Below are 23,378 nucleotides of genomic sequence, written 5' to 3' on the forward strand. Positions count from 1 at the left end.
GGGGCGGAAAGCCTGTGTTTACCGCTGGTCGACGTCATGTCATCATGCGCTCACCGTCTGCCGATGGGAGCGCAGTGATTCGCGACTTACTGACCGTTCTGCGGTGCGCCCGGCTGGCGATCGCCCTTCCCATCGCGCTCAAGGACGCCGTCGCCTGCGCCCCCGCCGCCGTGCGCGACTTCGAGCGGGCCGTGGAACCGATCGTCCGCGGCGTGCTGCGCGAGCCCGAGCGGGCGGCGATGATCGCCTCCCTGCGCGGCACCGCGCTGACCTTCAACGTCGGTATCCACGCCTACGCCAGGATGGCGGGCCGGCCCTGCGACGGGGAGCTGGTCATGCTCGCCGGATCGGTCGCGCGGCTCTACGACGACATGATCGACAACGGCGGCGACGCGGAGATCGACGCGTGGGTGGCATCCCTGTTCAAGGCCGACGGGTCCAAGGCCGACAGGTCCGTAGCCGATGGGTTCGTAGCCGACGGGTTCGGAGCCGGCGGGCATCCCGTGGCCCGCGATCAGCACCGGCGCCTGCTGGCCGCGCTCTACGCGGAGATCCGCCGCCGTGCTCCCGGCGAGCTCTGGCACACCGCGCTGCTCGAACTGCACGACTACCAGGTGCTCTCCCGCCGGCAGCGTGATCCCGCCACCCCGGCGGCACAGCTCGGCAAGATCACTCGTGGGAAGGGCGGGCTGGCGTGCGTCGTGCTGTTCGGGATGGTGCACCCGGACATGAGCGTGGTGCAGCGCGACGCGGTCATGGAGGCGGGCGAGGCGCTGCAGCTCCTGGACGACTACCTCGACCAGGACGCCGACCTCCGCGACGGCATCGGCACCCCGCTCAATCGGGGCGAGGTGAGCCTGGCCGAGGTGGGCGCGCGGCTGCGGGCCCTGCGGCCCCGGCTGGCCGCCTGCTACGGGCGAGCCGCCGCCCGGCCCTTCGCCGCGACGCTCCTCCTCGTCCTGGTGGCTGACGTGCTCAAACGCCACAGGCGCGGACGCGGCAGGACCACGACAGACACCCCGCTGGGGCTGCTGCTGGCCGGCGGCACCCACGCCATCCCCCCGAAGAGAGCCTCATAGATGCGCAAGCTGCAGACGGCGGTTCTCGTCATCCTCCCGCTGGCGTTCGTCCTCCTGGCCGTCGTCCGGCTGGCGGTGGGCGGGTGGTCCAACGTGGAGGCGGTCATCGCCGCCGCCGCCCTCGTCGTGGCCTACATCGGCACGCTGCGGGGCGCCCGGCCCCCCAACGACGCCTCCGACCTGGCCGACAGGCTGGCCGACGAGGTCATGAAGGCGGCCAGGCGGGAGGCGGGCAACCGCGACGTCCCGGACAGCCGTGGCATCCCGATCCGGTGCGAGTCGGGCGGCGAGCTGCCCGGGACGATCGAGGAGCTGGCCGACCACCTCCTCACCATGAAAGGGCGCGTGGTGGTGACAGGGGGGCGAGGCTCGGGCAAGACCACGCTCGGCCTGCTCCTGGCGCTGCGCATGTCCTCGGTGCGGCACCGGCCGATCCCGGTCACGCTGCCGCTGTCGTCGTGGGAGCCACGGCTGGCCCTGCGCGAGTGGGTGGCGCTGCGGCTGGTCACCGAGTTCCCGTTCCTGCGGGAAGCTCCCCTCGCGTTGGAACGGCTGATCAGGAGCGGCAGCCTGCTGGCCGTGTTCGACGGCTTCGACGAGGTGCCGCCCGCGCGGCGTGCCGACGTGGTCAGGGCCATCGACGAGGACTGGTCCGGCTCGCCGTGCGTGCTGACCAGCCGAGTCGAGGCGTACGCCGGCCCCGTCACTCGCAGGCTCGCCGGGACGCCGGTGGCGCGGCTGCTGCCGGTGGACGGCGCGGGGGCCGCCGGATACCTCGAGTCGCGCTGGGGCGACGTGCCGGCGGCCGCCGCGCTGGTCGCCCGGCTGCGCGCGGAGCCGCGAGGTCCGCTGGCCGAGGCCCTCGACACCCCGTTGATGATCTTCCTGGCGGCCCGCACCTGCGAGAGCGGCCACACCCCGCGCGTCGACGGCACCGCCGTACGGATCAGGCAGGGTCTGGTCGCGGGGTTCGTGCCGGCCGTCTACCGGCCGGAACCGGAGGCCGATCAGCGGTGGGACCCCGAACAGGCGGCCCGCCACCTCCGGTTCCTGGCCGAGTTCCTGCGCCGCCGGGGGACCGGCGACCTGGCCTGGTGGGAGCTGCACCAGGCGCTGCCCCGCGCGGTGGTCCCCACCGTCCAGACCGTGCTGGGGATGGCCATCTTCGTGCCGCTCTGCACCGCCGTGACCGTGCTGTTCGGGCTGGGAGCGGTCGGCTGGTGGTTCGGCCTGGCGATCGGGCTGACCGGTGGCCTCACGGTGTCGCTGGCCAGGCAGCACTACCCGCGTGAGGCGGGACCGAAGCTCCGCAAGACACTGACCCGGCGCTACCTGCTGCGCCGCCTCGGCCAGGGCCTGGTGTGCGTGACGCCCGGCATGGCGATCGTCCTGGTGCTGTACGACGGGGTGACGTACGCGTTCACCGAGGGAGCGGTGTTCCTGGTCGGCTTCCTGGCCGCCTCCCTCGCGCTGGCCCCGGCCAACGCCGACAAGGCCGGCACGCCCGACGGCTTCCTGCGCAACGACCGGGCGGCCGTGCTGCTGGCCTTCGCCGCGGGCGGCCTGGTCGGGCTCGCCGTGGGCGCCTACCTCGGCTGGTGGATGGAGACCGGGCTACGGGTCAGGGACCACGTGTGGCTGCTCACCCTGGGCCGGTGGCAGCAGACGCTCATCGGCGCCGGCTGCGGCGCGGTGCTCGGCGCGGTCGGGTTCGGCGTCACGATGATGGCGCCGAGCGCCTGGGGACGATTCATCGACGTCCGGCTGTGGTTCGCGTGGCGGCGGGCGCTGCCCCTGCGGCTGATGACGTTCCTGCACGACGCCTACGAGCGCGGAGTGCTCCGCCGTACCGGGCCCTACTACCAGTTCAGGCACGAGCTGCTGCAGGATCAGGCCGCAGCGGGGCTGCGACCGCCGGCGTCAGGAGCACCCGCCCCGCCAGCGCCCAGACCGTGACCCGGCCGCTCGCGCCGATGACGTAGCTCGCCTCGGGGAAGCGCACGCGGCCGCTGTCCGGTGGGAAGGCCGCGTGCCGTATCTCCAGCTCCGCGCGCGTGCGGCGGACCCGCTCGACCGTGACCCGGTCTCCCGCCGCGGGCCGGTAACCGAACTCCAGGATCACCTCCGCGCCGGGCGCGGCCCGCGTCAGCGCCGCCACGTCGCCGGCCCTGGTCAGGTCGCAGACCCGGCCGCCGACCGTGCAGCGCAGGATGTCGAAGCCGTGCCCGCGCAGGACCCGCGTCTGCGCGGCCAGCCAGGCGGGCTCGAACCGGCACTGGGCCAGCGACAGCTGCCGCAGCGCCACGACCCGCGCCACCACGAATCCCGCCGTCAGCCAGGTGGCGGCGGAGAAGGCGGGATGCGGGGCGAAGGTCGCCGCCAGCGCCAGCCCGGCGGTGAGCACCGCCCAGCCGACCGTCGCCGCGGGGGCCCGCTCAGGCGCCGGCCAGGCCAGCGCTCGCCGGACCACCACCGGCACCCCCGACAACGGCACCAGCGGGACCGGCAGGTCAGGGCGGGAGTACTCGGGCCCGTAGGTAACCGGCATCTTGCCAGTATCACCCGAGACGCCGCCCGGCGTTACTGACCGGCCCGTCCCGCCCGCGTGCCCCGGCGAACTGGCGCTTACGTCGGTCTTAGATAGTTCGCTGCACTGTTGTCCCATTGCATACCTGTCGGGAGGATGAGATGACCCCTGGGCCGGACGGATTCGGCACCGCGGAGACCCTGGCGAACGAGCCGCCGCCCGGACGCCGCTTCCCCCGCTCCCTGCTGCTCGTCGCCGCCACCTCGCTCGCCCTGGTCACGGGTGCCGGCGTGGCCGCCGCGGCGGTGCTGTCACCCGCGCCGTCACCGTCGCCGTCGGCGAGCCCGTCCGGTACGCCGTCCGCCACTCCTTCCGGGGCCCCCTCCGACAGGGCGCCGGGCTGGAGACACAGGACGGGCATCGGCGGTCCGCCCATCCACGGCGAGTACGTCGTCCCCGACGGTGCGGGCGCGTACGTGACCGTCGCCACCCAGTACGGCGACGTCACGGCCGTCGACCAGGACTCGGTCACCGTCAAGAGCGAGGACGGCTACACCAAGGAGTACGCGGTCAACGCCGACACCCGGCTCAACCGCGGCAGCGGCGGCATCGACACGGTCAAGACCGGGCAGAAGGTCATGGTCATGGCCAAGGTGGACGGCGGCACGGCCACTGCCGTCGCGATCCGCGACCGGACCCTGCGCGACCGGAGCCCGCGCGACCGGACCCTGCGTGACGGGACCCCGCCCGACGGGACGCTGCGGGACGGGCAGGGCCGGTTCGGCCGGGGAGACCGCCGGCACCGGGGCGACCAGCCCGGACAGCCCACCTCCTCGCCCTCGCCGACCGCCGCCCCCACGACGACCTCCTGACACCGGCCCGAACCGAACCGGCACCGGCCCGAACCGAACCGCCTCCGGCGGCCCGGCCGGTCGTCCCCGGGCCTGGCGGGCGCGGGGGCGGCTGCCCTAGGGTGGGCTCCTCAACAGCTGATCATGAAGAGGAGTTTGCCGATGCATGCCTTGCGGAAAGCGCTGCGGAAGGTCGCCGCGGTCGCCCTGGGCGCCGGTGTGCTGGCCGGATCGCTCGTGGCGTGGAGCGCCCCGGCGTCGGCGGGCGTGGCCTGCGGCGGGACGCGCATCGAGTCGCAACCCCTGAAGAACGTCTCCGGAACGACGATCGGCTGGCTCAACGTCTACTGGGACGGCACCAACAACTGCGCCGAGATGCAGTCGTCCGGAGCCACCTGGGGCAAGCGCAAGTGGATGGTCGCCGCGATCTCCTCGTGCCGACTGTCCGACAAGGGCTCGACCTACTGCCACACCATCGACGACGACTCCAACTCCGGCAACTTCGAGTACTACGCCGGCCCCGCCCGCGTCAACGGCGTCGGCCGGTGCATCGCCGCCTGGGGCGAGATCAGCGACCTGCCCGGCGACAACCACGTCTACCAGGTGTTCACCAAGCCGTACGTCGGCCACTGCTGACCTGCCGCCCCCGGCCGGCCCGCGCGGCGTGCACGGCCGGGGCATGGTCGCGGAGCCGGCCCAACCCCCGCGAGGCCTTCCACCGCAACCCGAGCATCGGACCGGCTCGTCAGCGGCGCCACGTACCGGTTCCGGCACCTGACCCCGTCCGGGAACGCCGGCGACACATGAGCCGTCGTGATGAGCCTGTCAGGGCCGGCGGACCGCGGAGACCTCGAACTCCAGCGTCACCTTCGGGCTGACCATGATCCTGGTCGCGGCGTTCCAGTTCACGCCCCAGTCGTTGCGGTCGATCGTGACACTGCCCTTGAAGCCGACCCGGAGGCCGCCCCGCGGGTCGTTCCCCGCGCCGGTCAGCTCGAGGTCCACGGTGACCGCTCTGGTCACGCCGCGAACGGCCAGGTCACCGGTGACCTCGAAGCGGGTCTCGTCGACCTGCTCCACCTGGGAGGAGGTGAAGGTGATGGCCGGATGGTGGTCGATGTCCAGGAATGTGCCGCGCAGCTGGTCGTCGCGCTGCCGGTTGCGGGTCTGGATGCTTTTCGCCTCGATGGTGAGGCGTGCGCCGGACTTCGACGGGTCGTCGCCGTCCAGGTACGCGCTGCCCTCGAACGCGTCGAACCGCCCGCGCACCCTGGTCGCCATCGCGTGCCGGGCGACGAACCCGATCCGCGTGCGGGCGGTGTCGAACACGTAGTCGCCGGTCAGCTCGCTGAGCTTGGTCATGGTTGACATTGCTCGGTCACTCCTGCTGGGAAGGGGTCCTTGTCGTCTGTGCTCCACTGGCAGTACGACGAGGCAGCCCCTCGGAATGTCAGGCGAGCCGCCGGCCTCACATTCCGGGGCGCTGTTCCGTCGATCTGGTGAGAGCAGCCGCGACAAAGGGGAAGTCGGCGACACCATGAGCACCACCGCATCCGGGCCGGGCGATGACCGGTTCGACCCGAGCCTGAGCGCGATCATGAGCGAGCGGCGTCAGCTGATCAATGTCGCCTACCGGCTGCTCGGCTCCCTGGCCGACGCCGAGGACGTCGTGCAGGAGACCTACGCGCGCTGGTACGCCATGTCCCCGCAGCAGCGGGAGGCCATCGAGTCACCCGGCGCCTGGCTGACGACGGTCGCCGGTCGCATCTGCCTCGACCTGCTCGGCTCGGCACGGGCCAGGCGGGAGAAATACGTGGGCGAATGGATCCCCGAGCCGCTGCCCGACCGTACGGAGTGGATCAGCGGCCGTCCGGGCGGCACCATGGCCGACCCGGCCGACCGGGTCACCCTGGACGAGTCGGTCAGCATGGCCTTCCTCGTCGTGCTCGAAGCGATGACCCCGGCCGAGCGCGTCGCGTTCGTCCTGCACGACGTCTTCCGCTACACCTTCGCCGAGGTGGCCGACATCGTCGGCCGCAGCCCGGCGGCCTGCCGCCAGCTGGCCTCCTCGGCCCGGCGCCGCATCCGCGCGTCGCAGACTCCCGCGATCCCGCCCGCGCGTCAGGCCGGCCTGGTCCGGGACTTCAAGCTGGCGTGGGAGGCCAAGGACATCGACGCCCTCATCGGCCTGCTGGCCCCGGACGCCACCGCGATCGCCGACGGCGGCGGCCTGGTCGACGCCATGCTGCTCCCTGTCGAGGGCGGCGAGCAGATCGCGCGCTACCTGGTCGACATCGCCGCCAGGGCGCCCTACCTGACGATCCTGGAGCGCACCGTCAACGGCCGGCCCGGCCTGGTGGCCCAGCAGGACGGCGTCACCGTGCTGGTGATGGCGTTCGACGTCGCGGAGGACCGGATCACGCACCTCTGGGCGGTACGCAACCCCGACAAGCTCCGGCCCTGGACGACCGGTTGACGCACGCCGGCAGGTGGTCACCACGCTGCGCGCGGTGAGTTGCCCTCACCTGGACGCTCGCCGACGGTGATCGGCATCGAGCCGGCCGCGCCGTCGGCGAGCCCGACCCGGTAGGCGCGCCACCCGTGCACGTACAGGAGGTGCTCGCCGGTCCCGTCGACGCTGAAGCGCAGGCTCAGCGAGGCGTCGCGGGGCAGTCCCGGGCGGGCCAGGACCTGCGCCGGCCCGCCGGCCACGGGGACGCGTTCAACGGTGTGTCCCGAGGCGTAGATCAGCGCGCCGCCGTCGGGGGTGTGGACCACCGACTCGATCGGCCTGGCGTCCATGGAGCTCTTGACGATCCGGGACGCCGCGCTGTCCGGGCCGGTGCCCAGGCGGGCGAGGTCGAGCAGGGCGATGGCCCGGGCACCCAGCACGTAGGCGAGCGAGCGGCCGTCCGGGGCCCAGGACAGGCCCGTCACCATGGAGTGTGTCAACGTCTTCCAGTCTCGGCGCCGGCCGGTGGCGACGTCGAGCACGGAGATCTTGGCGCCACCTCCGATGAGCGGCGTGGCGTAGGCCAGCCGGGTGCCGTCGGCGCTGAGGGCGAGGTCGTAGACCAGCGGGAGGTCGTCGGGGTCGGTCTGCGTGACAGCCACCGGCTTCTCGGGGCGCCCGTCGTCGCCGAGACGCACCAGGAAGAACCGGATGTCCGTCTTCGGTCCTGTCCAGCCGGCGATGGCGAACGTGCGGTTGTCCCGGGCGGCGGCCACGAGGTGCCAGGAGCTGGCGATGCCGGGGGGCAGCGAGATGTTCGCGACGAACGCCCCGGTCTCGGCGTTGTGCACGGCGGGCGGCACCGGCGTGAAGACGCCGGTCTTGGATTTCTCGGGAAAGTGGACGAGCGGAGTTCGCGCGGAGACGAAGAAGCGCGGCCGGCCCGTCGCCGGCAGGGGTGTTCCGGTCGCCATGGGGTCAGCCAGGGAGGTCGCCATCGGGAACGGGTGCCGTACGGGGCCCGAGGACATCATGGGCGAGGGCCGCGGCAGGAGCACCGTGGACGACGGCTGCGGCGGGGATGCCGGCGGCTGAGGCGCGTCGACGAGCGACACCCGGTCGGCGGCCGGATCGGCGCACCCGGCGACCAGGGCGGCCAGGGCCAAGCCCGCCAGCGTGGCGGACGCACGGGAGGACATGCAGCGATCATCGCACGAGCGGCCTTCTTGACTAAGAGATAAGTCTTGGGTTCCATGCAGGTCCCTGTGGCCTGACGAGTCCCTGGACCTGCGCCTTCTGCCTGGGTTCCGGGGGTTTCCGAAGCTGACGAGACTTCAGAGATTCTGAAGGTCCATCGTTCTCCTCGATCGTCTGACATCGCCGATGAAGACGAGGAGGCGCGAGTCGAGCCTGTCCGGCGTGCGAGACCTCCGTGAGGCGCGTGCCCCAGTCGGCCCTGAAGAGCTGGTTGAGGTCGCGACCGACGTGCCGGCCGGGATCGTGCTCGCGCGCGGCTGCCGGCCTGTCAGACGCCACGATCAGCTCTGAGGTGATCCACATCGATCAGGTCCGGGCATGGCTCGGCCGACCGTTGTGGTCGATCAAGAACGCCGACGGCAGCGCCGCCCAGCACCTGCCGGACTGGAAAGAGAAGCCGACACCGCACGTTCTGCGGCACTTTTGCGCCAGCCGGCTCTACTTCGCCGGCATGGACTTGATCGCCATCCAGGAGACCCTCGGCCACGCGTGGGTGGCCACCACGATGAAGTACATCCACGTCCATCGCACGCACGTCGAAGAGGCCTGGCCAGCTGCAAAAATGGATCAATGAGTGCGATGATTTGCCGATCGCCTGAGGAGATCTGAGGGACGGGATGCTCCACCTGTTGTTTCTGCAGTACACGGCGTCGGAGCGGGAGGCAGAGCCATTCGTCGCTGCTCATGTCGAGTTCCTGGAACGTCATCACCGCGATGGCATGTTCTTGCTGTCGGGGCAGACGGTGCCCTCGGCTCTGGGTGGGGCCATCGTGGCATACGGCATTGACCGTGTGGTTGCCGAGCGGATAGCTGCCGAGGATCCGTTTGATGTGGCTGGCGTCGCCAAGTACACGGTCACGACGATCGATGTGGGGCGGGTGCACCCAACATTGGCTGCGGTGCTGGAGGTGGAGCAGTCTCGGGTGCGCGGCTGACGGTGGCTACAGCCACTCGTTGATGGCGGCGATGGTGATGGTGGCTTCATAGCGGACGGCCAGCTTTTCGTACCTGGTCGCAACGGCCCGGTGGCGTTTGTGTCGGTTGATGCCACATTCCACGGCGTGACGCTCCCGGTAGTCGATCTTGCCGAACGTGGGCGGCCGACCTCCTCGGCTGCCCCGCTTCTTACGGTGACGGATCTGATCTGTCTTCTCCGGGATCGTGCACGCGATGCCGCGCCTGCGCAGGTTGGCGCGCGAGCCGTACGCCTTGTCGGCACGGACCCTGTCCGGACGCTTGCGCGGGCGCCCCGGCCCCAGCCGGGGCACACTGATCCGCTCCAGCACGAGCTGGAACTGAGACGAATCCCCGCGTTGACCAGCAGTGATGATCGGCGACAACAGCTTCTGCCCCTGCTCGACGGCCAGATGCAGCTTGGTGGTCCGCCCACCTCGAGAGCGGCCCAGGCCATGGTCGGCAGGCTCGATATCGATGCCGCCGGGCGTCTCGACCTGCAGATCCCCCTTTTCCGCGCACCAGCGGCGTGCTGGTGCGCGGGGGTGATCGTGGAGTCCACGCTCACATCCCAGGTGATCAGCCCCTTGGCGTCGGCTCTGGCCTGCAGCTCCTTCAAGACCGAGCCCACGTGCCGTCCCGCTGCCACCGCCGAAACAGCCCGTACACGGGCTCCCACTCGCCATACCGGGCTGGCACGTCCCGCCACGGCGCACCCGTCCGCGTCCGCCACCGGATGCCATCGATGAGCTGCCGTTTCGTCCATTTCGGCGGCCTGCCCGGCTTCTTGCCGATCGGCAGCAACGGCTCCAGGACCGCCCACTGAGCGGCAGTCAAATCCCCACGCCCCACCCAAAGATCAATCCCAAAGTCGATCACCCTGTGATCCACTTCTGAAACAGACCCTAGCCGGGCAGCAACGAGCCGCCGACCGGCTGAGTGCCTGTCTTTTAACCCGGACCGGACCTTGTAGTCGGTCACTTTCGGTCACGTCATCGTGAACTCTGCAGGAGAGGTGTGCGCGTTGCTGCGTGGGACGTCGGGGCCCCGAATAACTGCCGGCCTCCGCTCAGCTCTTCCGCTCACCCAGGACGCAGAACTCGTTGCCCTCCGGGTCGAGGAGGGTCACCCAGCGCTGATCGTCCTGCACGGTGTCGACGCGCCGGGCACCGAGGGAGAGCAGCCGGGCGACCTCGGCCTCCTGGTCGTCGGGGCGGAAGTCGGGGTGGAGCCGGTTCTTCGACGTCTTGCCCTCGGCGACAGGCACGAAGAGCAGCCCCGGCATCCGGTCCGGCTCGGGCCGGATCTCGATGATCTCCTCAGATTCGTCGACCACAACCCAGCCGAGAGCCTCGGCCCACCAGCGCCCGAGAGCGACAGGGTCGGCGGAGTCGACGATGATCTGTTCCCAGTCCAGTGCCATGGGCTTGAGCATAGACAGGATCGGCGGCCCGGCCCCGGAGGGGGGCGAGCCCGAGATAAGAGCAGAAGCGGCCAACGGTCGATCATGTTCGTGATCTCGGAAGTGGACTGGGTGAGCTTCGGAGTCCTGGAGTGCGGAATCTCGGAAGTACGGCTGGCCCCGAGTCGTACGGCGGAGCTCGAACCCCCTCGTTGCATCCGGTCAGAGCGCTCAAGATCCCCCCATGGCCGGAATTCCCGTTATCTCGGCTCGAACTGGTCATCACCAACACTGCTCTGCCGGACGCGCTCGAAGCCGCTCTCCGCTGACACTCTTAGAGCCTGCTGGCAAAGGGATTTGGTGTTGGAGTCCGACAGAGATCCCCAGAGGGTCGGCTGGCACTCCTCCCAGGTGCGCAGGCACGGCCGCCTCTGCGCCGCGCTCTTCTCACGAATCCGGGCCGATCGGACGGCATGGTACGTTCGAAGACTTTGTTCGTATCGAAAGGCACGCTATGGACGCTCTCTCCCTGCACAACCGGTTCCTCAGCGACGCGCTTCCTCGGATTCAGCAAGATCCGAGAGTGGCCGGTGTTGCCATCGCGGGGTCGATCGCCAGAGGACACCCCGATATCTTCTCCGATGTCGATCTCATCGTGGTCATCGACGACGAGGCGTTCGACCGGGTTATGGAGGAGCGTCTTGAGCTGATCGGCTCGTGGGCCGCCCTGGTGGCGGGGTTCACCGGGGAGCACGTCGGCGAACCCCGCCTGATCATCACGCTCGTCGGGCCGCCCCTCCTCCATGTCGACTTCAAGTTCGTGCGGGCCTCCGACTTCGCCGAGCGAGTTGAGGACCCGGACATCCTGTGGGACCGAGACGGCAACCTGGCCGCCTCTCTGGCGGAGCATCCGCCGACGGACCCGTCGCTCGACCTCCAGTGGATCGAGGACCGATTCTGGGTCTGGGTGCACTACGGCGCGACGAAACTTGGCCGCGGTGAGCTGTTCGAGGTCATCGGCTTCCTCAGCTACCTGCGCGAGGCCGTGCTGAGTCCTCTGGCCGCTCGGCGGATGGGTGCGTCACCGCGGGGTGTCCGCCACCTCGAATCCATCGCACCGGATGAGGCGCGCGCCCTTCAGGCAACCCTCTGCGGTTACGACCGGCTCGACGCCGGTCGGGCTCTGCTCGCCTGCGTCGAGCTCTACCGGCAGTGGCTCGACGACTCCGCAGCGGTGATCGAACCCCGTCGCCACGCCGAAAAGCTCGCCGTGCAGTACCTCCACGACGTCATCGATCAGGTGAGCTGACCAGCCATCCCATCACGCACCGTCTGACAGACGCCGCCCCGCAGGAGACGTTTGGAGGCGCCGAGGCTGACGCCGCTCCTGTCCGCAGGCGCATCCTGATGCGCCTGCGGACAGGAGCGGGCTCCTGGTAGCTGAGGTGTTGTCTACGCAACTCGGCGACCAGGAGCCCGTGGTTGTCTGTCTACACTGGTCGCGGCCACGGGCAGGCCGATGGTGCATGACCTGCGGGCGGTGCTGGACGCGATCGGCTATGTGGCCCGGTACGGGATCGAGTGGCGGGCCCTGCCGGTCGACTTCCCCCCGCACGAGGCGGTGTACGCGTTCTTCCTGCGGTGGTCCGGGCGTGGTCTGCCCGAACGGCTCGTCGGGCGGTTACGCGGCCGTCTGCGCATCATGGCCGGACGCGGCGAACTGCCGACGGCCGGGTGCATCGACTCCCAGACGATCAGGGCAGCCGAGACCGTCGGGGCCGCGGTCTGCGGTTATGACGCGGGCAAGAAGCTGAAGGGACAGAAGCGGCATATCGCGGTCGACATGCTGGGACTGCTCCTGTGCGTGATCGTCACCGCCGCGTCGGTCCAGGACCGTGACGGCGCATACCCGTTGCTGGCCCGGCTGCGGGAGAAGTTCTCCACCATCGCGCTGGTATGGGCGGACGGCGGCTACGCCGGACGCCTGCTCACCTGGGCGCGCGACGCGCTCCACCTGACCGTCACGATCGTCAAGCGCTCTGATGACCTGCGCGGTTTCGTCGTGTTGCCGCGTAGGTGGGTGGCGGAACGAACATTCGCCTGGCTGACTCGTTATCGCCGGCTGGCGCGGAACTACGAACGCAAGCCCGAGCACCACGAAGCCATGATCTGGTGGGCCGACGTACACCGGATGACCCGCCGCCTGACCCGAGAACTGGCAGGTCAACCACCCCATGGCCGCTGGAGCGACCCGCCCCCGCTGCCAGAGCTGTCCAGTCCCGACCGGCGTGGCAAGGTCCTGGAACTCCTGGCCGCTCAGCCCTGGCGAGCCTGGAAAGGGGCCGAGCTGGCCACCATCCTCGGAATCGAGAACATCAACAGCTTCCGCGTCCAACTGTCCCAAGGTCCCACCAGGGCTACATCAACAAGATCGGACCAGCCCTCTACGGACCCATGCCCACGAGCGCTTAAGCCTTTGTCAGCAGGCTCTTAGAGGTGTCTTCAATCCTCGACCGTCGCGAATCACAGAAGACGCGAACTCGCGACGGTCTGATGTTCCGGGCCGCCGCGCACCACTTCAACGGCCTGTCGGAAAGCCTTCTGAACCCGACACCCATTCACCGACGATCGGAGTTCCTGGATCGGACCGCAAAGATCAGCCGAGCGTGAACGTCCTGGCGCGGATACGGCGCTGGCTGGGAGGGTGGACCTCATGATGGAGGACTTGCGGGACGCCGAGCGCCGACTCCAGGCCGCGCAGCTTGCTGGAGATGTCGAGGCGCTGGATCGGCTGCTGGATGATCGGCTGATCTTTACCTTCGGTGCGAACGTTGCGACCAAGGCGGACGACCTGGAGCTGCACCGCACTCGGACGCAGGTGGTGACGAGGGTGGCCGAGGAGGAGTTGACCGTGCTCGCCGATGGGCGCACCGGGGTGACGTGGTTTCTCGGCACCGTCGAAGGGACCGTCTCCGGTGCGCCGTTCGCGGCCAGGATGCGCTACACCCGTACTTGGCTATACAGCGAGACGCACGGCTGGCGAATCATCGCCGTGCACGCCGGCACGACCGATTGACATAGCCGGCACGTTGTCCGACGACCGGCCAGCCGGATGGTAGCCGGCGAGGTTCGACCGCCCCCGGGGGGCCGAGCTGGAAGCCAGGCTATCCCGGCAAGATCAAGGACTGGATCTTGGTATCCCAGCTCCGGCCCATGCACGAAAGGATCAAAGCCAGTGGGATCAGAGACACCCTCTTAGCGACGTTCAATGCGCTGAACCCACGAGGCAAACGGGCCTTGAGATGCCGAACCCACGTGAGTTCCCGCTGAAGAACCTTCAGTTCGCGTGAACTCCGGGCCTTCCAGGCCCTCCACTCGGGTCCACGCGACCAGCCCCAAAGTAGCTTTCTGTAATCACGCTCGCGGAGCGCGTGTCCCGGGGCCGCCCAACCGTTTCATAAGTGACCACCTATGAAACGGTTGGGCGGTGCTCGACGACTTCCAGCGGGTGGAGTCCCGCGACTGCCCGATGTCTCCCTGCGCCGCCCCGGCCGGCTAACCCTGCCGCACCGGCCGGGGCAAGGTCGCCATCCAGTACCACACCGCCCGCCCGGGGCTGGTCGCGCGGACCCGAGTGGCGGGCCCCTCAGGTCCCGGTCGATCTCGTCACCGGGCTCTGCGGTGATGTCGGGTGCTCGCCGTGCCAGCTGGCCAGGAAACGGAGCGCTGCGTCGCTGGGCGAATCCGGCTCGGCCAGGTAGGTCACCAGCACCTGGTCGGGATCGTCGCCGACCCGCAGGCTCTCGTAGTCGAGGAGCAGCTCGCCGGCGAGCGGGTGATCCAGGTGGACCGTGCCGTTCGAGCGTTCCCTGACGTCGTGCTCCGCCCACAGGCGGCGGAAGTCGGAGCTCCGCATCGACAACTCGCCGATCAGCGTGGCGAGCTCCTGGTCGTCGGGATGGCGGCCGGCGTCGAGCCGCAGGAAGGCCACGGTCTCGCGGGCCTTGTCCTCCCAGTTGAGGTAGAGGGCCCGCACGGCGTCGTCGAGGAACACCAGGCGCGCGCAGTTGATATCCTCTTGCGCCGTATCGGAGCCGCCGAACAGCACAAGGGCGGCCAGCCGGTTGCAGGCGAGCAGCTCGCTGCGGCGGCCGATGAGGAACGCGGGACACCCGTGCGCGTCGAGCAGCCGCTGGATCGTGGGCCGCACGCGCTGCGACGGCCTTCGCACCGTACGGGACCGGCGCACGGGGCGGCCCACGTTGCGCAGGTGGGCCTGCTCGGCCTCGTCCAGCCGCAACGCCCGGGCGATCGCGCCGAGGACCTCGTCGGAGACGTTGGTGGCACGCCCCTGCTCCAGGCGCACGTAGTACGGCACGCTCACCCCGGCGAGCAGGGCCACCTCCTCGCGGCGGAGGCCCGCGACCCTGCGGCGCTCCCCGTAGGTGGGGAGCCCGGCGTCCTCGGGCCGCACGCGTGCCCGGCGCGAGCGGAGGAACTCGCCCAGTTCTCGGTCCATGTCCACGCCCCCAGTATCGGACATCTCACCTGTGTTCCCCTGACCCTGCCAGTACCACCCTCACCAGGGTCCTGGCTGTCCCCGTACGGCAGGCCGGAGCATCGTGGTGAACACAGGAGATGTCGAGCACTTGGGAGCAAGCGATGACTGTTCTGTCCCCCCTCGCCGGTCGGCGCGCGGTCGTGACCGGGGCCTCGTCCGGCATCGGAGCCGCCACCGCCACGCTGCTGGCGGCGCAGGGCGCGCGGGTCGCCCTGGTCGCCCGCCGCCGCGACCGGCTCGACGCCCTGCGCAAGGAGATCGAGGACGCGGGCGGCCGGGCCGTGCCGATCGCCCTGGACCTGGCCGGGACCGAGCCGGGCGCGATCGAGTCCGGCGCCCGGCTGGCGGCCCGGGAGTTGGGCGGCGTGGACCTGGTGGTGAACGCGGCGGGAATCCTGTCGCCCGGCACGCTGGCGGACGGTCCGGTGGACGAGGGGGAGCGCCAGATCGAGCTGAACCTCACCGGACTGCTCCGCCTCTCCCGGGCCCTGCTGCCGGACCTGCTCGAAGCCGCGGCCGCCGGAGGCGCCGCCGACCTCGTCAACGTCTCGTCCGTCGCGGCGAGCCGGGTGGAGTTCGGCACCGCCGTGTACGGGGCCACGAAGGCGGCCGTCACGCATCTGTCCAGGCACCTCAGGCTGGAGCTCGCGCCGCGGAACGTGCGGGTCACCGACGTCCAGCCGGGGATGGTCGTCACCGAGCTGCTGTCCGGCTCCGAGCTGGGGACCGCCTGGGCCGAGGACATGAAGACGCGGATCGACCCGCTCACCCCCGAGGACGTGGCGCAGGTCATCGCCTTCACCGTCGGCCGGCCACGCCACGTCAACCTTCCCGAGATCATCGTGATGCCGGCCAAGCAGCCGTGAAGCGAGAACGCGCCGCCGGTCAGGCCCAGCCGTAGACCGATCTGATGGCCGAGGCGATCTCGTTGACCAGGGTCATGTTGTTGCCGTTGGCCAGGACGGCGTAGCCGGCGCCGAGCTCCGGATAGCCCTTGACCACGGACTTGAAGCCGTAGTTGGAGCCGTCATGGGTGTAGGAGAAGCTCTTCGTGCCGGCGCCGGCGATGAAGAACCCCCTGCCCATGGTGGGCTCGGGGCCCGCGCTGAGCAGCGTGCGCACGGAGGCCCTGCTGAGCGGGCCCGCGATGTCGCCGGAGGCGGTCCACGCCCGGTTGAGGTAGGACACGAGACGGCACAGGTCGAGCACGTTCGTGTAGAGGCCGGCGGCGGCCGACTCCGGGTAGCGGTTGCGCCTGCCGGGGATCACCGCGCCGGCGGCGGTGTGCCCGGCGGCCAGCTCGAATGCGGGCGACAGCGCGTACGAGCTGGTCTTCATGCCGAGCGGCGCGAACACCTCCTTGTCCATGTACTGCGCCAGCGGCAGGCCGCTCTGCTGCTCCACCATCCGCTGGAGCAGCACGAATCCCGCGCCGGAGTAGTGGAACCCGGCCCCGGGGGCGGTGGTGAGCTCGATCCCCGGCGAGTTGCCCTCGCCGTTCATGACCTGGAGCAGTGACGGGACGGTCGCGCCGGGGCCGTAGCCGGCGAACCCGCCACCGCCGGCGTCGAAGCCGGAGCACGCCCCCGCCGGGGAGGTGGAGCCGCGCCCGATGACACCGGCCCGATGCGTCAGTACGCGGTCGATCGTCGGCACCCCGGTCGCCGGGACGCACGAGCGGCGCGGCAGGGTCCACCCCAGGTAGGGGCGGATGTCGTTGGTCAGGGGCAGCTTGCGCGTCTGCATGAGCCGCAGGACGCCGACGGAGGCCACGGCCTTGCTGATCGAGGCGGCCTGGAAGGCGGTCTCGGGATGGGCGGCGGCGCCGCTGCCCGCCTCCAGCCAGCCGTACCCGGTGGACCAGGCGATCTTGTTGCCGACCACCACCGCGACCGCCACTCCGGGCGTCTTCCACGCGCTCATCCGCTGCCAGACGGTCGCGCCGCCCACCGCGTTCTCGACCTGGCGGACCCGGTCCGCGGGCAGCGCCGGCACCTTGCCGCGCGAGCTCACCGACCAGCCGCCGGTGGGGGAGAAGGCCAGGTTGTGCGGCTGCCAGCCGTTCCCGGCGAGGTCGTTCAGCTCCTGGAAGCAGGCGTCGTCGATGCCGCGCGCGTGGAACTCGTCCTGCGCGACGACCACCCACCCGCCCGCCTTGGGGAAGGCGACACGGGTCACGCGGCGGCCGCCCTGCGTCAGGTTGCGCATCATCTGGTAGCACTCGTCGTCGATGCCCCGGGCGTAGTGGCCCTTGGTGTCGGCCACCACCCAGCGGTTGCCGCCCGCGGGCGGGAAGGCGACGTCGACGACCTGGAGCCCGGCGTCGTAGCAGGCGGTGAGGCGCTGGTGGCACTCGTCGGGGAGCCCTCGGGCGGACATCCCCTTGTCGCCGGTGATCACCCACCTGTCGCCGCCCTCGGGCGGGAACGCCACGCAGTGGATCTTCGTGCCGTTGCCGATCATCCGGCCGAGCTCGGCGAAGCAGGCGTCCGGGATGCCGCGGGCGAAGTAGCGGCCGTCCTGGGTGACGACGACCCAGCCGTTGGACGGCGTGAACGCGAACGCCGTGATGCCGTACGGCGCCAGCTCGCCCGTCTTCGTGTGCGCCTCGGCGGGGACGCCGCTGTCGGCGTACGGGTAGCCGGCGGCCTGCGCCGCCGAGCCGGGGTCCACGGCGGCCAGCCCGGCGCCTACCGCGGCGGTGCCGGTCAGGGTGAGAAAACGTCTCCGGTCCATGGGCGAAACTCCTCGATGATCACCAGGTGCGGATGCATCATGGCAGATCGCCGAGGGGCTCGCGGCGACGCGTCAGAGCGGCAGCGGGATTCAGAGCGGCAGCGGGATGCGGTCGAAGAACCAGTACAGGCTGACCGCCACGATCGGGACCGACAGCGCGGCCACCGCCCAGCGGGCGGCGGACGTCCGGCGCAGCAGCACCAGCAGCGGGAACAGCGCGGCGATGATCGCGAGCTGCGTCACCTCGATGCCGAGGTTGAAGCTCAGGAGCGACAGGAGCAGCTCCCACGACCCGCTCCGGTCGATGTCCAGCGCGCCCGCGAAGCCCAGCCCGTGGACCAGGCCGAAGGCGAAGACGATCGGCAGGCGCCAGCGGCCCAGCCGGTCCTCCTGGCGGCCCAGGAGGTTGGCGAGCGCCACGACGGTGATCGACACCGCGATGACCGGCTCGACGATCGCCGCGGGCACGTCCACGATGCCCATCGCCGCCAGCAGGAACGTGATGCTGTGGGCGGCCGTGAAGGCCGTGGCGGTGAGGACGATGTCGCGCAGGCGGCGCGCGCCGATGAGCAGGGACAGCAGGAAGAGGATGTGGTCGAGGCCGAACAGCAGGTGCTCGGCGCCGAGCAGGGCGAACTCACCGACCTGGGTCGATGCCCGGCGCTCGCCGATCAGCAGGGTCGGGCTGCCGGCGACCAGGACCGCGGAGCCCTTCTCGCCGTCGAGGTCGTAGCGGACGATCGTCTCCGTGCTGTGGACGAAGCTCTCGGCGTCGGGGAACAGCGCGCTGGAGATGGCGTGGGATCCCTCGCCGCCGCAGGCGTAGGCGAGGGTCAGCACCGCGAAGGCCGCCTTGCCGCGGACGCGCACGTCCGCGTCGCCCGCCATCGTGGGCACGCACGGCTTGTCGTCGTACGCCACGGCGAAGCGGCCCGTGACGTAGCCGATCACGGCGTCACGGTTGACCTTGAGCTGGCGGAGCTGCTCCGTCCGCTCCTTCGCCTCGTAGGCCTCCGCGTAGAGCCAGGCCGACTTCATCAGCAGGTCGTACTCGAGGTCGAGCACGACCCTGACGTTCCGGCCCGTGCCGGTCACCTCGGCGTGGGCGGTCGTGGTGGCGTCGTGCGCCGCCGCGGGAGCGGCGTGCGCCAGGTCGGCCGGCGCGCCGCCGAGGATGACGGCGAGGACGATGGCGGACAGCCAGCTCCTGCGAGGCATGTGGTGTCTCTCCAGGTTCGGGGACAGGGGCCGCCCCGGACGTGGTCCGGGGCGGCGGGGATGGGGATAGGGGTGTGGCTAGTGCTGGAACCAGCGGTACATGGGCGACTCCTGGCCCCACGTGCCCGGGCGGCCGTGCTCGTCCTTCGTGACGAAGACGCTCGGCTCGGAGGCGGTCACGCCGCCGCCGGTGGAGCGGGCCGTGACGAACCAGGCGTAGGCCGTGTCGTCCTTGAGGCGGTCCCAGGTCACCGAGGCGACCTGACCCGACGGCACCGTGCTCCTGCCGATGATCCGCGTGGGCTTGTACAGCGCCAGCGAGTCGGTCTGGAAGCTCGTCGTACGGGAGGTGAGGTCCACCGGCAGCACCATGTTGTCCTCGCGCCCGTCGTAGCGGCGCAGCGGGTCGAACTCGGAGGCGCCGAAGTCCTTGAGCAGCGGGGAGTAGGTGTCCACGCTCAGCTCGGCCCGCTTGACGTTGAACTGGAGCAGCCGGAAGAAGCTCGCGCCGAACTGGAGCTGGTCCTCCGGGTTGTACCCGCCGACCTCGGTGAGACCGAGCCGGTCGGCCGACACCGTGTAGAACTGGTAGTCCGCCAGCAGCTCCACGACGCCGTTGCCGAGCCGGCCCACCTTCGGCTTCACGTTGGTGCCCACGCCGTGCTCGTGCCCGGCGAGGATGAGGAAGACGTTCGGGTTCTTCTCGACCACGGTCTTGTACAGCATCGAGCCGTCGGGTGCCGAGAATCCGGTGCCGCGCCCGTCGGGGTTGGTGCTCGGCACGAGGTAGTCGTGCGAGAGCAGGATGCCGTTGCGGTCCGGGAACTTCTTGAAGACGGAGTCGGCCCATTCGGCCTCCTCCCTCGTCACGCCGTACGACAGGCCGACCACCACGAAGTCCAGTCCGCCCGCGGAGAACAGGTCGTAGTGGTTCTGGTTGTCGCCCTCCTTCCACGGGCCGCCGTACTCGGCGTGCTGCCAGCCCTGCGCCGCGGTGCGGTACCGGCCGGGGCCGTAGTACTTGTTGTAGATCGCGTCGGGCCCGTCCTCGGTGCCCGACTGGTTGTCGTGGTTGCCGGCGATCACGCCGTTCGGGATGTTCGCCTCGTCCAGCACGCGCTGCTGCTTGGAGGAGACCTCCATCTCGCCGACGATCTGCCGCTGCGTGGCCTCGTCGGCGGGCTTGCGGATGTTGTTCTCGATGATGTCGCCGGTGTGCGCGACGTACGAGATCTTGCGCTGGTCCTTGTTGTCCTTGATCCAGTTGACGATGCCGGCGTAGGCGGACTCCCACACCGCGCGCTCCTCGGCGGTCTCCTGCTCCACCGCGCCCTCGGAGATGTACTGCGTGTCGGTGAAGTGGACGATCGAGAAGTCGTACGTAGAGGGGTCGGCGAAGCCGTTCGGGTCACCGGGGTCGATGTCGTCGGCGAACGGGTCCTCGGCCGTCACCATGACGTGGACCTGCTGCTTGTCCACGTACTCCTGGTCGACGACGGCGGTGAGCACGGTCCTGCCCTCGGCCGCGCCGCCACGGGCGCTCGTCAGCAGGTCCCATGCCTTGGGCTTCGTGTTCCACACGCGCAGCGAGGCCAGGCGCTCGGGGTCGATGACGCCCTCCCAGCGCAGGACGGGGGAGTCCACGTGCCCCTGCACCTTGACGTCGTAGCGCTGGTAGACGAGGTCCTGGCCGGCGGGCGCGTCGAGCGTCCTGCCGTCGGCGGGTTCGAGCGCGTCGGTCTTGACGCGCTGCTCGCCCGGGACCTGCAGGGTCGTGGGGACGGACGGGGCCGTGCCCTGGAACACCTGGTTCGGAGCCAGGATCTCGGCCGCGGAGAACGTCGCCGTGACCTTGCCCCCGTCGGGCTCGGCGACCTTCGCCGACAGCTTGACCGGGTCGGACACGTCGACGGCGCCCAGCGCCGGGGACAGCTCGGCGGGTGCGTCCGGGATGCCCGCGGACTCGAACACGATCTCCCGGGTCGTGGTGTTGCCGAGCCCGTCGGCGCCGGTCACGGCCAGGGTGTGCTTGCCGGCGCTCAGGCCCGGGCCCACCGCGGCGCCCAGCTCGACCGGCCGGCCGTCGAGCTTGACGTCCGGCCCGGACACGACGCCGGAGGCGTCCTCCAGCTTGACGTCCAGCACGACCGAGGCGGTGATCTTCTCGTCCGCGGCCGGGACGCTCCTCGCGACCTTCGGGGCCGAGTTGTCGGTGATCAGGACGCGGGTGGCGACCTGGCCCGCGGCCGACGTCGCGGCGATGGTGTGCTTGCCGTCCTTGATGGCCGTGGTGTCGAGGTCCGCGCGCAGGCCCCGGGCCGGGGCGTCGACGAGGAACTCGAGGTCGATCTCGGTCAGCGCGTTCACGTTGTCGCCGCAGTTGCCGTCGCCCATGCCGTACGAGGTCTTGAGCAGCTGCCCGGTCGCCTTGCCCTGCGCGGGGGTGAGGGCGATGTTGGAGATCGTGAAGTCGTCGCGGTTGTTGCCGCACGACGTCGGGAAGGTGCCGGCCACGAAGTCGATCGTGTTCCAGCCGGGCACGAGGAACTCGTTCGGGATCGTGAAGTCCACGCGCTTGCTCACGAAGTCGCCGTCGAGCACGACCTTCTGGCCGTTGACGAGCACGAAGTTCTGGTAGCGCGCCTCGATCGAGTTGCTGCCCACGTTGAAGCTGAGGGTCGCGTCGCCCGAGCCGAGCGTCTCGACGACGGTCACCGCCGGGGCGTCGATGGTGTAGCGCAGCTCGGCCTCGCGCAGGCGGCTCTGGTCGCCGCCGCAGTCGCCGTCGCCCATCTCGTACGACGGCTTGACGTCCCGGCCGGTCACGGTGGCGCCGTCGAGGGCGAGGGACAGGCCGGCGATCGTGAAGTCGTCGCGGTCGTTGCCGCAGGTGTTCTTCCAGTCGCCGGTGACGACCTTGATCGTGTTGTCGCCGGGCACCAGGTAGCGGGCGGGGACCGCGATGGTCACGCGCCGGCTCGCGTAGGTGCCGCCCAGGTCGATGCGCTTGCCGTTGACGAGCAGGAAGTCGTCGTACTTGTCGTCGATCGGGTCCGTGCCCACGTCGAAGGCGAGCGTCGCGGCGCCGTTGCCCAGCGTGGGCTTCGTGGCGGGCTTGTCGCCGTCGACGGTGAGGGACTTGACGCCGTCCCCGCCGCCGGCCGGCACGGTCGCGAAGACCGGCTTGGTGCCCGCCACGAGCGTGCCGTCCGTGGGGAGCAGCCGCGGCGCCCCGGCCCGGGCGTTGTTCACCGTCACGGTGTTCTTGACGCTCACCCCGGAGGCGGTCGTCGCGGTGATGGCGTGCTCACCGTTGGGCAGCGTCGTGGTGTCCACGTCCGCGGCCAGGCCCGTGGTGGCCTGCGGGTCGGACTGGGTGAAGAACGTGAGCGTGGCCCGCTTCAGCAGCGTGGTGTTGGTGCCGCAGGTGCCGTCGCCGAAGGACAGGGTGTACGGGTTGTCCTCGCCGTCCGCCACCTCACCGAGCAGTTCGAGGCCCACGTCGGAGAGTACGAAGTCGTCGTAGTTGAGGCCGCAGGACGACTGGATCGCGCCGAGGACGATCTCGACGGTGTTCTCTCCCTTGACGAGGTGCTCGTTCGGGATGTCGATGGTCGCCCGCTGGTTGACGAAGTTGCCGATCTCGCTGCGGTACCCGCCGTTGACCAGCACGTAGCTGTGGTACTGCGCCTCCGTCGAGTTCGAGCCGACGTCGAAGCGGAGCTTGGAGACGCCCACCGTCCGGGTCGCGTCGAGCGCGGTGCCGTCCACGGCGAGCTTCGTGACGCTGTCACCGGCCGTGGCCGGGACCGCCGCGACCTTGGCCGTGCCCTCCAGGTACGAACCGTCGGCGGGGGTGAGCGTCGGCGGGGTTCTGGTACTGGTACTGGTCGGCGTCGGGGTGGGCCGTCCCCGTTCCTGTTCCGCCGGGCCCGGGTCGGCGTACGCCGCGGTCACGAAGCTGCTCACGAGGAGCGTCGCGATCGCGGCGGCCGTGCCCAGACGAGCTCGTAAGCCACCCGACGACATTCGTGCTGCCATTGGCTGCATCAGGTGCAGTCCCTTCCATCGTTCATAAGCAGCCGATAAGGCGGCATGCTCTCGGGCGGACACACTGGAGCGCACGAGTGAACGGTGTGCGTGGAGAGGCTGAAGGGGACGGAAACTATCCGCTCATTCTGGTCATCTGTCACGAGACAGGCACAACCAGGTCACACGCCGACCATCAGGCACGTACCGGAACCCCGGCCGGTCAGGTTCGCGGCATCGGGTACGTCGCCCGAGGATCCCGGCCGACGTCTCGCCGGGCGGGGTGAAGAGGTCAGGATGTGGCCGCTTCTC

Annotated in this window: 19 protein-coding genes and 1 pseudogene; 11 read left to right on the forward strand and 9 right to left on the reverse strand. The window is 70.3% G+C overall.

What is annotated here, in order from left to right; translation table 11 throughout:
• The first annotated feature begins 74 nt into the window (after positions 1-74).
• Both ACIBG4_RS25625 and ACIBG4_RS25630 read left to right on the forward strand, forming a co-directional pair.
• Entirely contained in the window at positions 75-1,079 is a 1,005-nt protein-coding gene (locus tag ACIBG4_RS25625; protein ID WP_397203957.1) for a hypothetical protein, read from the forward strand.
• Complete coding sequence (locus tag ACIBG4_RS25630; protein WP_397203958.1) at positions 1,080-3,035, forward strand: NACHT domain-containing protein; 1,956 nt, start codon at positions 1,080-1,082, stop codon at positions 3,033-3,035.
• On the opposite strand, the gene ACIBG4_RS25635 is transcribed toward ACIBG4_RS25630, so the two are convergent.
• Entirely contained in the window at positions 2,947-3,627 is a 681-nt protein-coding gene (locus ACIBG4_RS25635; protein WP_397203959.1) for a hypothetical protein, read from the reverse strand. The genes ACIBG4_RS25630 and ACIBG4_RS25635 overlap by 89 nt on opposite strands.
• A 140-nt stretch (positions 3,628-3,767) precedes the next feature.
• On the opposite strand from ACIBG4_RS25635, the gene ACIBG4_RS25640 reads away from it, so the two are divergent.
• On the forward strand, positions 3,768-4,478 hold the full coding sequence (locus ACIBG4_RS25640) for a hypothetical protein (RefSeq protein WP_397203960.1): 711 nt from the start codon (positions 3,768-3,770) through the stop codon (positions 4,476-4,478).
• A gap of 141 nt (positions 4,479-4,619) precedes the next feature.
• Entirely contained in the window at positions 4,620-5,093 is a 474-nt protein-coding gene (locus tag ACIBG4_RS25645; RefSeq protein ID WP_355441610.1) for a hypothetical protein, read from the forward strand.
• 189 nt (positions 5,094-5,282) lie between these two features.
• Here the strand turns inward: ACIBG4_RS25645 and ACIBG4_RS25650 are convergent, their stop codons facing one another.
• Positions 5,283-5,819, reverse strand: a complete 537-nt coding sequence (locus ACIBG4_RS25650; RefSeq protein WP_397203961.1) for a YceI family protein — start codon at positions 5,817-5,819, stop codon at positions 5,283-5,285.
• Positions 5,820-5,994: 175 nt separating this feature from the next.
• On the opposite strand from ACIBG4_RS25650, the gene sigJ reads away from it, so the two are divergent.
• Positions 5,995-6,933: an RNA polymerase sigma factor SigJ gene (sigJ, locus tag ACIBG4_RS25655; protein ID WP_397203962.1), complete on the forward strand. Its 939-nt coding sequence runs from the start codon at positions 5,995-5,997 to the stop codon at positions 6,931-6,933.
• 17 nt (positions 6,934-6,950) lie between these two features.
• Here sigJ and ACIBG4_RS25660 read toward each other — a convergent pair whose 3' ends face one another.
• A complete protein-coding gene (locus ACIBG4_RS25660) occupies positions 6,951-8,108 on the reverse strand; it encodes a WD40 repeat domain-containing protein (RefSeq protein WP_397203963.1) in 1,158 nt (385 codons plus the stop codon).
• 350 nt (positions 8,109-8,458) lie between these two features.
• On the opposite strand from ACIBG4_RS25660, the gene ACIBG4_RS25665 reads away from it, so the two are divergent.
• Positions 8,459-8,740, forward strand: a complete 282-nt coding sequence (locus tag ACIBG4_RS25665; protein WP_397203964.1) for a tyrosine-type recombinase/integrase — start codon at positions 8,459-8,461, stop codon at positions 8,738-8,740.
• Between the two features lie 43 nt (positions 8,741-8,783).
• On the forward strand, positions 8,784-9,101 hold the full coding sequence (locus tag ACIBG4_RS25670) for a YciI family protein (RefSeq protein WP_397203965.1): 318 nt from the start codon (positions 8,784-8,786) through the stop codon (positions 9,099-9,101).
• A gap of 6 nt (positions 9,102-9,107) precedes the next feature.
• Here ACIBG4_RS25670 and ACIBG4_RS25675 read toward each other — a convergent pair.
• Together ACIBG4_RS25675 and ACIBG4_RS25680 are read right to left on the reverse strand one after the other, a co-directional pair.
• Positions 9,108-9,984 (reverse strand): annotated as a pseudogene (locus ACIBG4_RS25675) (IS5 family transposase).
• A 205-nt stretch (positions 9,985-10,189) separates the two neighbouring features.
• Positions 10,190-10,543: a VOC family protein gene (locus ACIBG4_RS25680; protein ID WP_397203966.1), complete on the reverse strand. Its 354-nt coding sequence runs from the start codon at positions 10,541-10,543 to the stop codon at positions 10,190-10,192.
• A gap of 493 nt (positions 10,544-11,036) precedes the next feature.
• Here ACIBG4_RS25680 and ACIBG4_RS25685 point away from each other — a divergent pair, with 493 nt between their 5' ends.
• From ACIBG4_RS25685 to ACIBG4_RS25695, 3 genes are all read left to right on the forward strand, one after another.
• Positions 11,037-11,831 carry a nucleotidyltransferase domain-containing protein gene (locus ACIBG4_RS25685; protein WP_397203967.1) on the forward strand — a complete coding sequence of 265 codons (795 nt, stop codon included), beginning with the start codon at positions 11,037-11,039 and terminating at the stop codon, positions 11,829-11,831.
• Positions 11,832-12,041: 210 nt separating this feature from the next.
• Positions 12,042-13,016, forward strand: coding sequence for an IS5 family transposase (locus ACIBG4_RS25690; protein WP_397203968.1), 975 nt, complete (start codon positions 12,042-12,044; stop codon positions 13,014-13,016).
• Positions 13,017-13,235: 219 nt separating this feature from the next.
• The gene (locus tag ACIBG4_RS25695; protein WP_397203969.1) at positions 13,236-13,598 is read left to right on the forward strand and encodes a nuclear transport factor 2 family protein; all 363 of its coding nucleotides are present in this window, start codon (positions 13,236-13,238) and stop codon (positions 13,596-13,598) included.
• 570 nt (positions 13,599-14,168) lie between these two features.
• On the opposite strand, the gene ACIBG4_RS25700 is transcribed toward ACIBG4_RS25695, so the two are convergent.
• A complete protein-coding gene (locus ACIBG4_RS25700) occupies positions 14,169-15,041 on the reverse strand; it encodes a helix-turn-helix domain-containing protein (RefSeq protein ID WP_397204002.1) in 873 nt (290 codons plus the stop codon).
• Positions 15,042-15,184: 143 nt separating this feature from the next.
• Between ACIBG4_RS25700 and ACIBG4_RS25705 the strand changes: the two genes are divergently transcribed.
• On the forward strand, positions 15,185-15,949 hold the full coding sequence (locus ACIBG4_RS25705) for an SDR family oxidoreductase (RefSeq protein WP_397203970.1): 765 nt from the start codon (positions 15,185-15,187) through the stop codon (positions 15,947-15,949).
• A 19-nt stretch (positions 15,950-15,968) separates the two neighbouring features.
• Here ACIBG4_RS25705 and ACIBG4_RS25710 read toward each other — a convergent pair whose 3' ends face one another.
• From ACIBG4_RS25710 to ACIBG4_RS25720, 3 genes are all read right to left on the reverse strand, one after another.
• A complete protein-coding gene (locus ACIBG4_RS25710; protein ID WP_397203971.1) occupies positions 15,969-17,819 on the reverse strand; it encodes a serine hydrolase in 1,851 nt (616 codons plus the stop codon).
• A 90-nt stretch (positions 17,820-17,909) separates the two neighbouring features.
• On the reverse strand, positions 17,910-19,037 hold the full coding sequence (locus tag ACIBG4_RS25715) for a HupE/UreJ family protein (RefSeq protein ID WP_397203972.1): 1,128 nt from the start codon (positions 19,035-19,037) through the stop codon (positions 17,910-17,912).
• Positions 19,038-19,115: 78 nt separating this feature from the next.
• Positions 19,116-23,006, reverse strand: a complete 3,891-nt coding sequence (locus ACIBG4_RS25720) for a metallophosphoesterase (protein ID WP_397203973.1) — start codon at positions 23,004-23,006, stop codon at positions 19,116-19,118.
• Between the last annotated feature and the right edge of the window lie 372 nt (positions 23,007-23,378).

Origin of the sequence: Nonomuraea sp. NPDC050383 (assembly GCF_044459125.1) — a bacterium.
Classification (GTDB): Bacteria; Actinomycetota; Actinomycetes; order Streptosporangiales; family Streptosporangiaceae; genus Nonomuraea.

Excerpts from the sequence above, each read along its gene's own strand:
- ACIBG4_RS25630 (WP_397203958.1), top strand. The coding sequence starts at position 1,080 with ATGCGCAAGCTGCAGACGGCGGTTCTCGTCATCCTCCCGCTGGCGTTC.
- ACIBG4_RS25635 (WP_397203959.1), bottom strand. The coding sequence starts at position 3,627 with ATGCCGGTTACCTACGGGCCCGAGTACTCCCGCCCTGACCTGCCGGTC.
- ACIBG4_RS25640 (WP_397203960.1), top strand. The coding sequence starts at position 3,768 with ATGACCCCTGGGCCGGACGGATTCGGCACCGCGGAGACCCTGGCGAAC.
- ACIBG4_RS25645 (WP_355441610.1), top strand. The coding sequence starts at position 4,620 with ATGCATGCCTTGCGGAAAGCGCTGCGGAAGGTCGCCGCGGTCGCCCTG.
- ACIBG4_RS25650 (WP_397203961.1), bottom strand. The coding sequence starts at position 5,819 with ATGACCAAGCTCAGCGAGCTGACCGGCGACTACGTGTTCGACACCGCC.
- sigJ (WP_397203962.1), top strand. The coding sequence starts at position 5,995 with ATGAGCACCACCGCATCCGGGCCGGGCGATGACCGGTTCGACCCGAGC.
- ACIBG4_RS25660 (WP_397203963.1), bottom strand. The coding sequence starts at position 8,108 with ATGTCCTCCCGTGCGTCCGCCACGCTGGCGGGCTTGGCCCTGGCCGCC.
- ACIBG4_RS25670 (WP_397203965.1), top strand. The coding sequence starts at position 8,784 with ATGCTCCACCTGTTGTTTCTGCAGTACACGGCGTCGGAGCGGGAGGCA.
- ACIBG4_RS25680 (WP_397203966.1), bottom strand. The coding sequence starts at position 10,543 with ATGGCACTGGACTGGGAACAGATCATCGTCGACTCCGCCGACCCTGTC.
- ACIBG4_RS25685 (WP_397203967.1), top strand. The coding sequence starts at position 11,037 with ATGGACGCTCTCTCCCTGCACAACCGGTTCCTCAGCGACGCGCTTCCT.
- ACIBG4_RS25690 (WP_397203968.1), top strand. The coding sequence starts at position 12,042 with ATGGTGCATGACCTGCGGGCGGTGCTGGACGCGATCGGCTATGTGGCC.
- ACIBG4_RS25695 (WP_397203969.1), top strand. The coding sequence starts at position 13,236 with ATGATGGAGGACTTGCGGGACGCCGAGCGCCGACTCCAGGCCGCGCAG.
- ACIBG4_RS25700 (WP_397204002.1), bottom strand. The coding sequence starts at position 15,041 with ATGGACCGAGAACTGGGCGAGTTCCTCCGCTCGCGCCGGGCACGCGTG.
- ACIBG4_RS25705 (WP_397203970.1), top strand. The coding sequence starts at position 15,185 with ATGACTGTTCTGTCCCCCCTCGCCGGTCGGCGCGCGGTCGTGACCGGG.
- ACIBG4_RS25710 (WP_397203971.1), bottom strand. The coding sequence starts at position 17,819 with ATGGACCGGAGACGTTTTCTCACCCTGACCGGCACCGCCGCGGTAGGC.
- ACIBG4_RS25715 (WP_397203972.1), bottom strand. The coding sequence starts at position 19,037 with ATGCCTCGCAGGAGCTGGCTGTCCGCCATCGTCCTCGCCGTCATCCTC.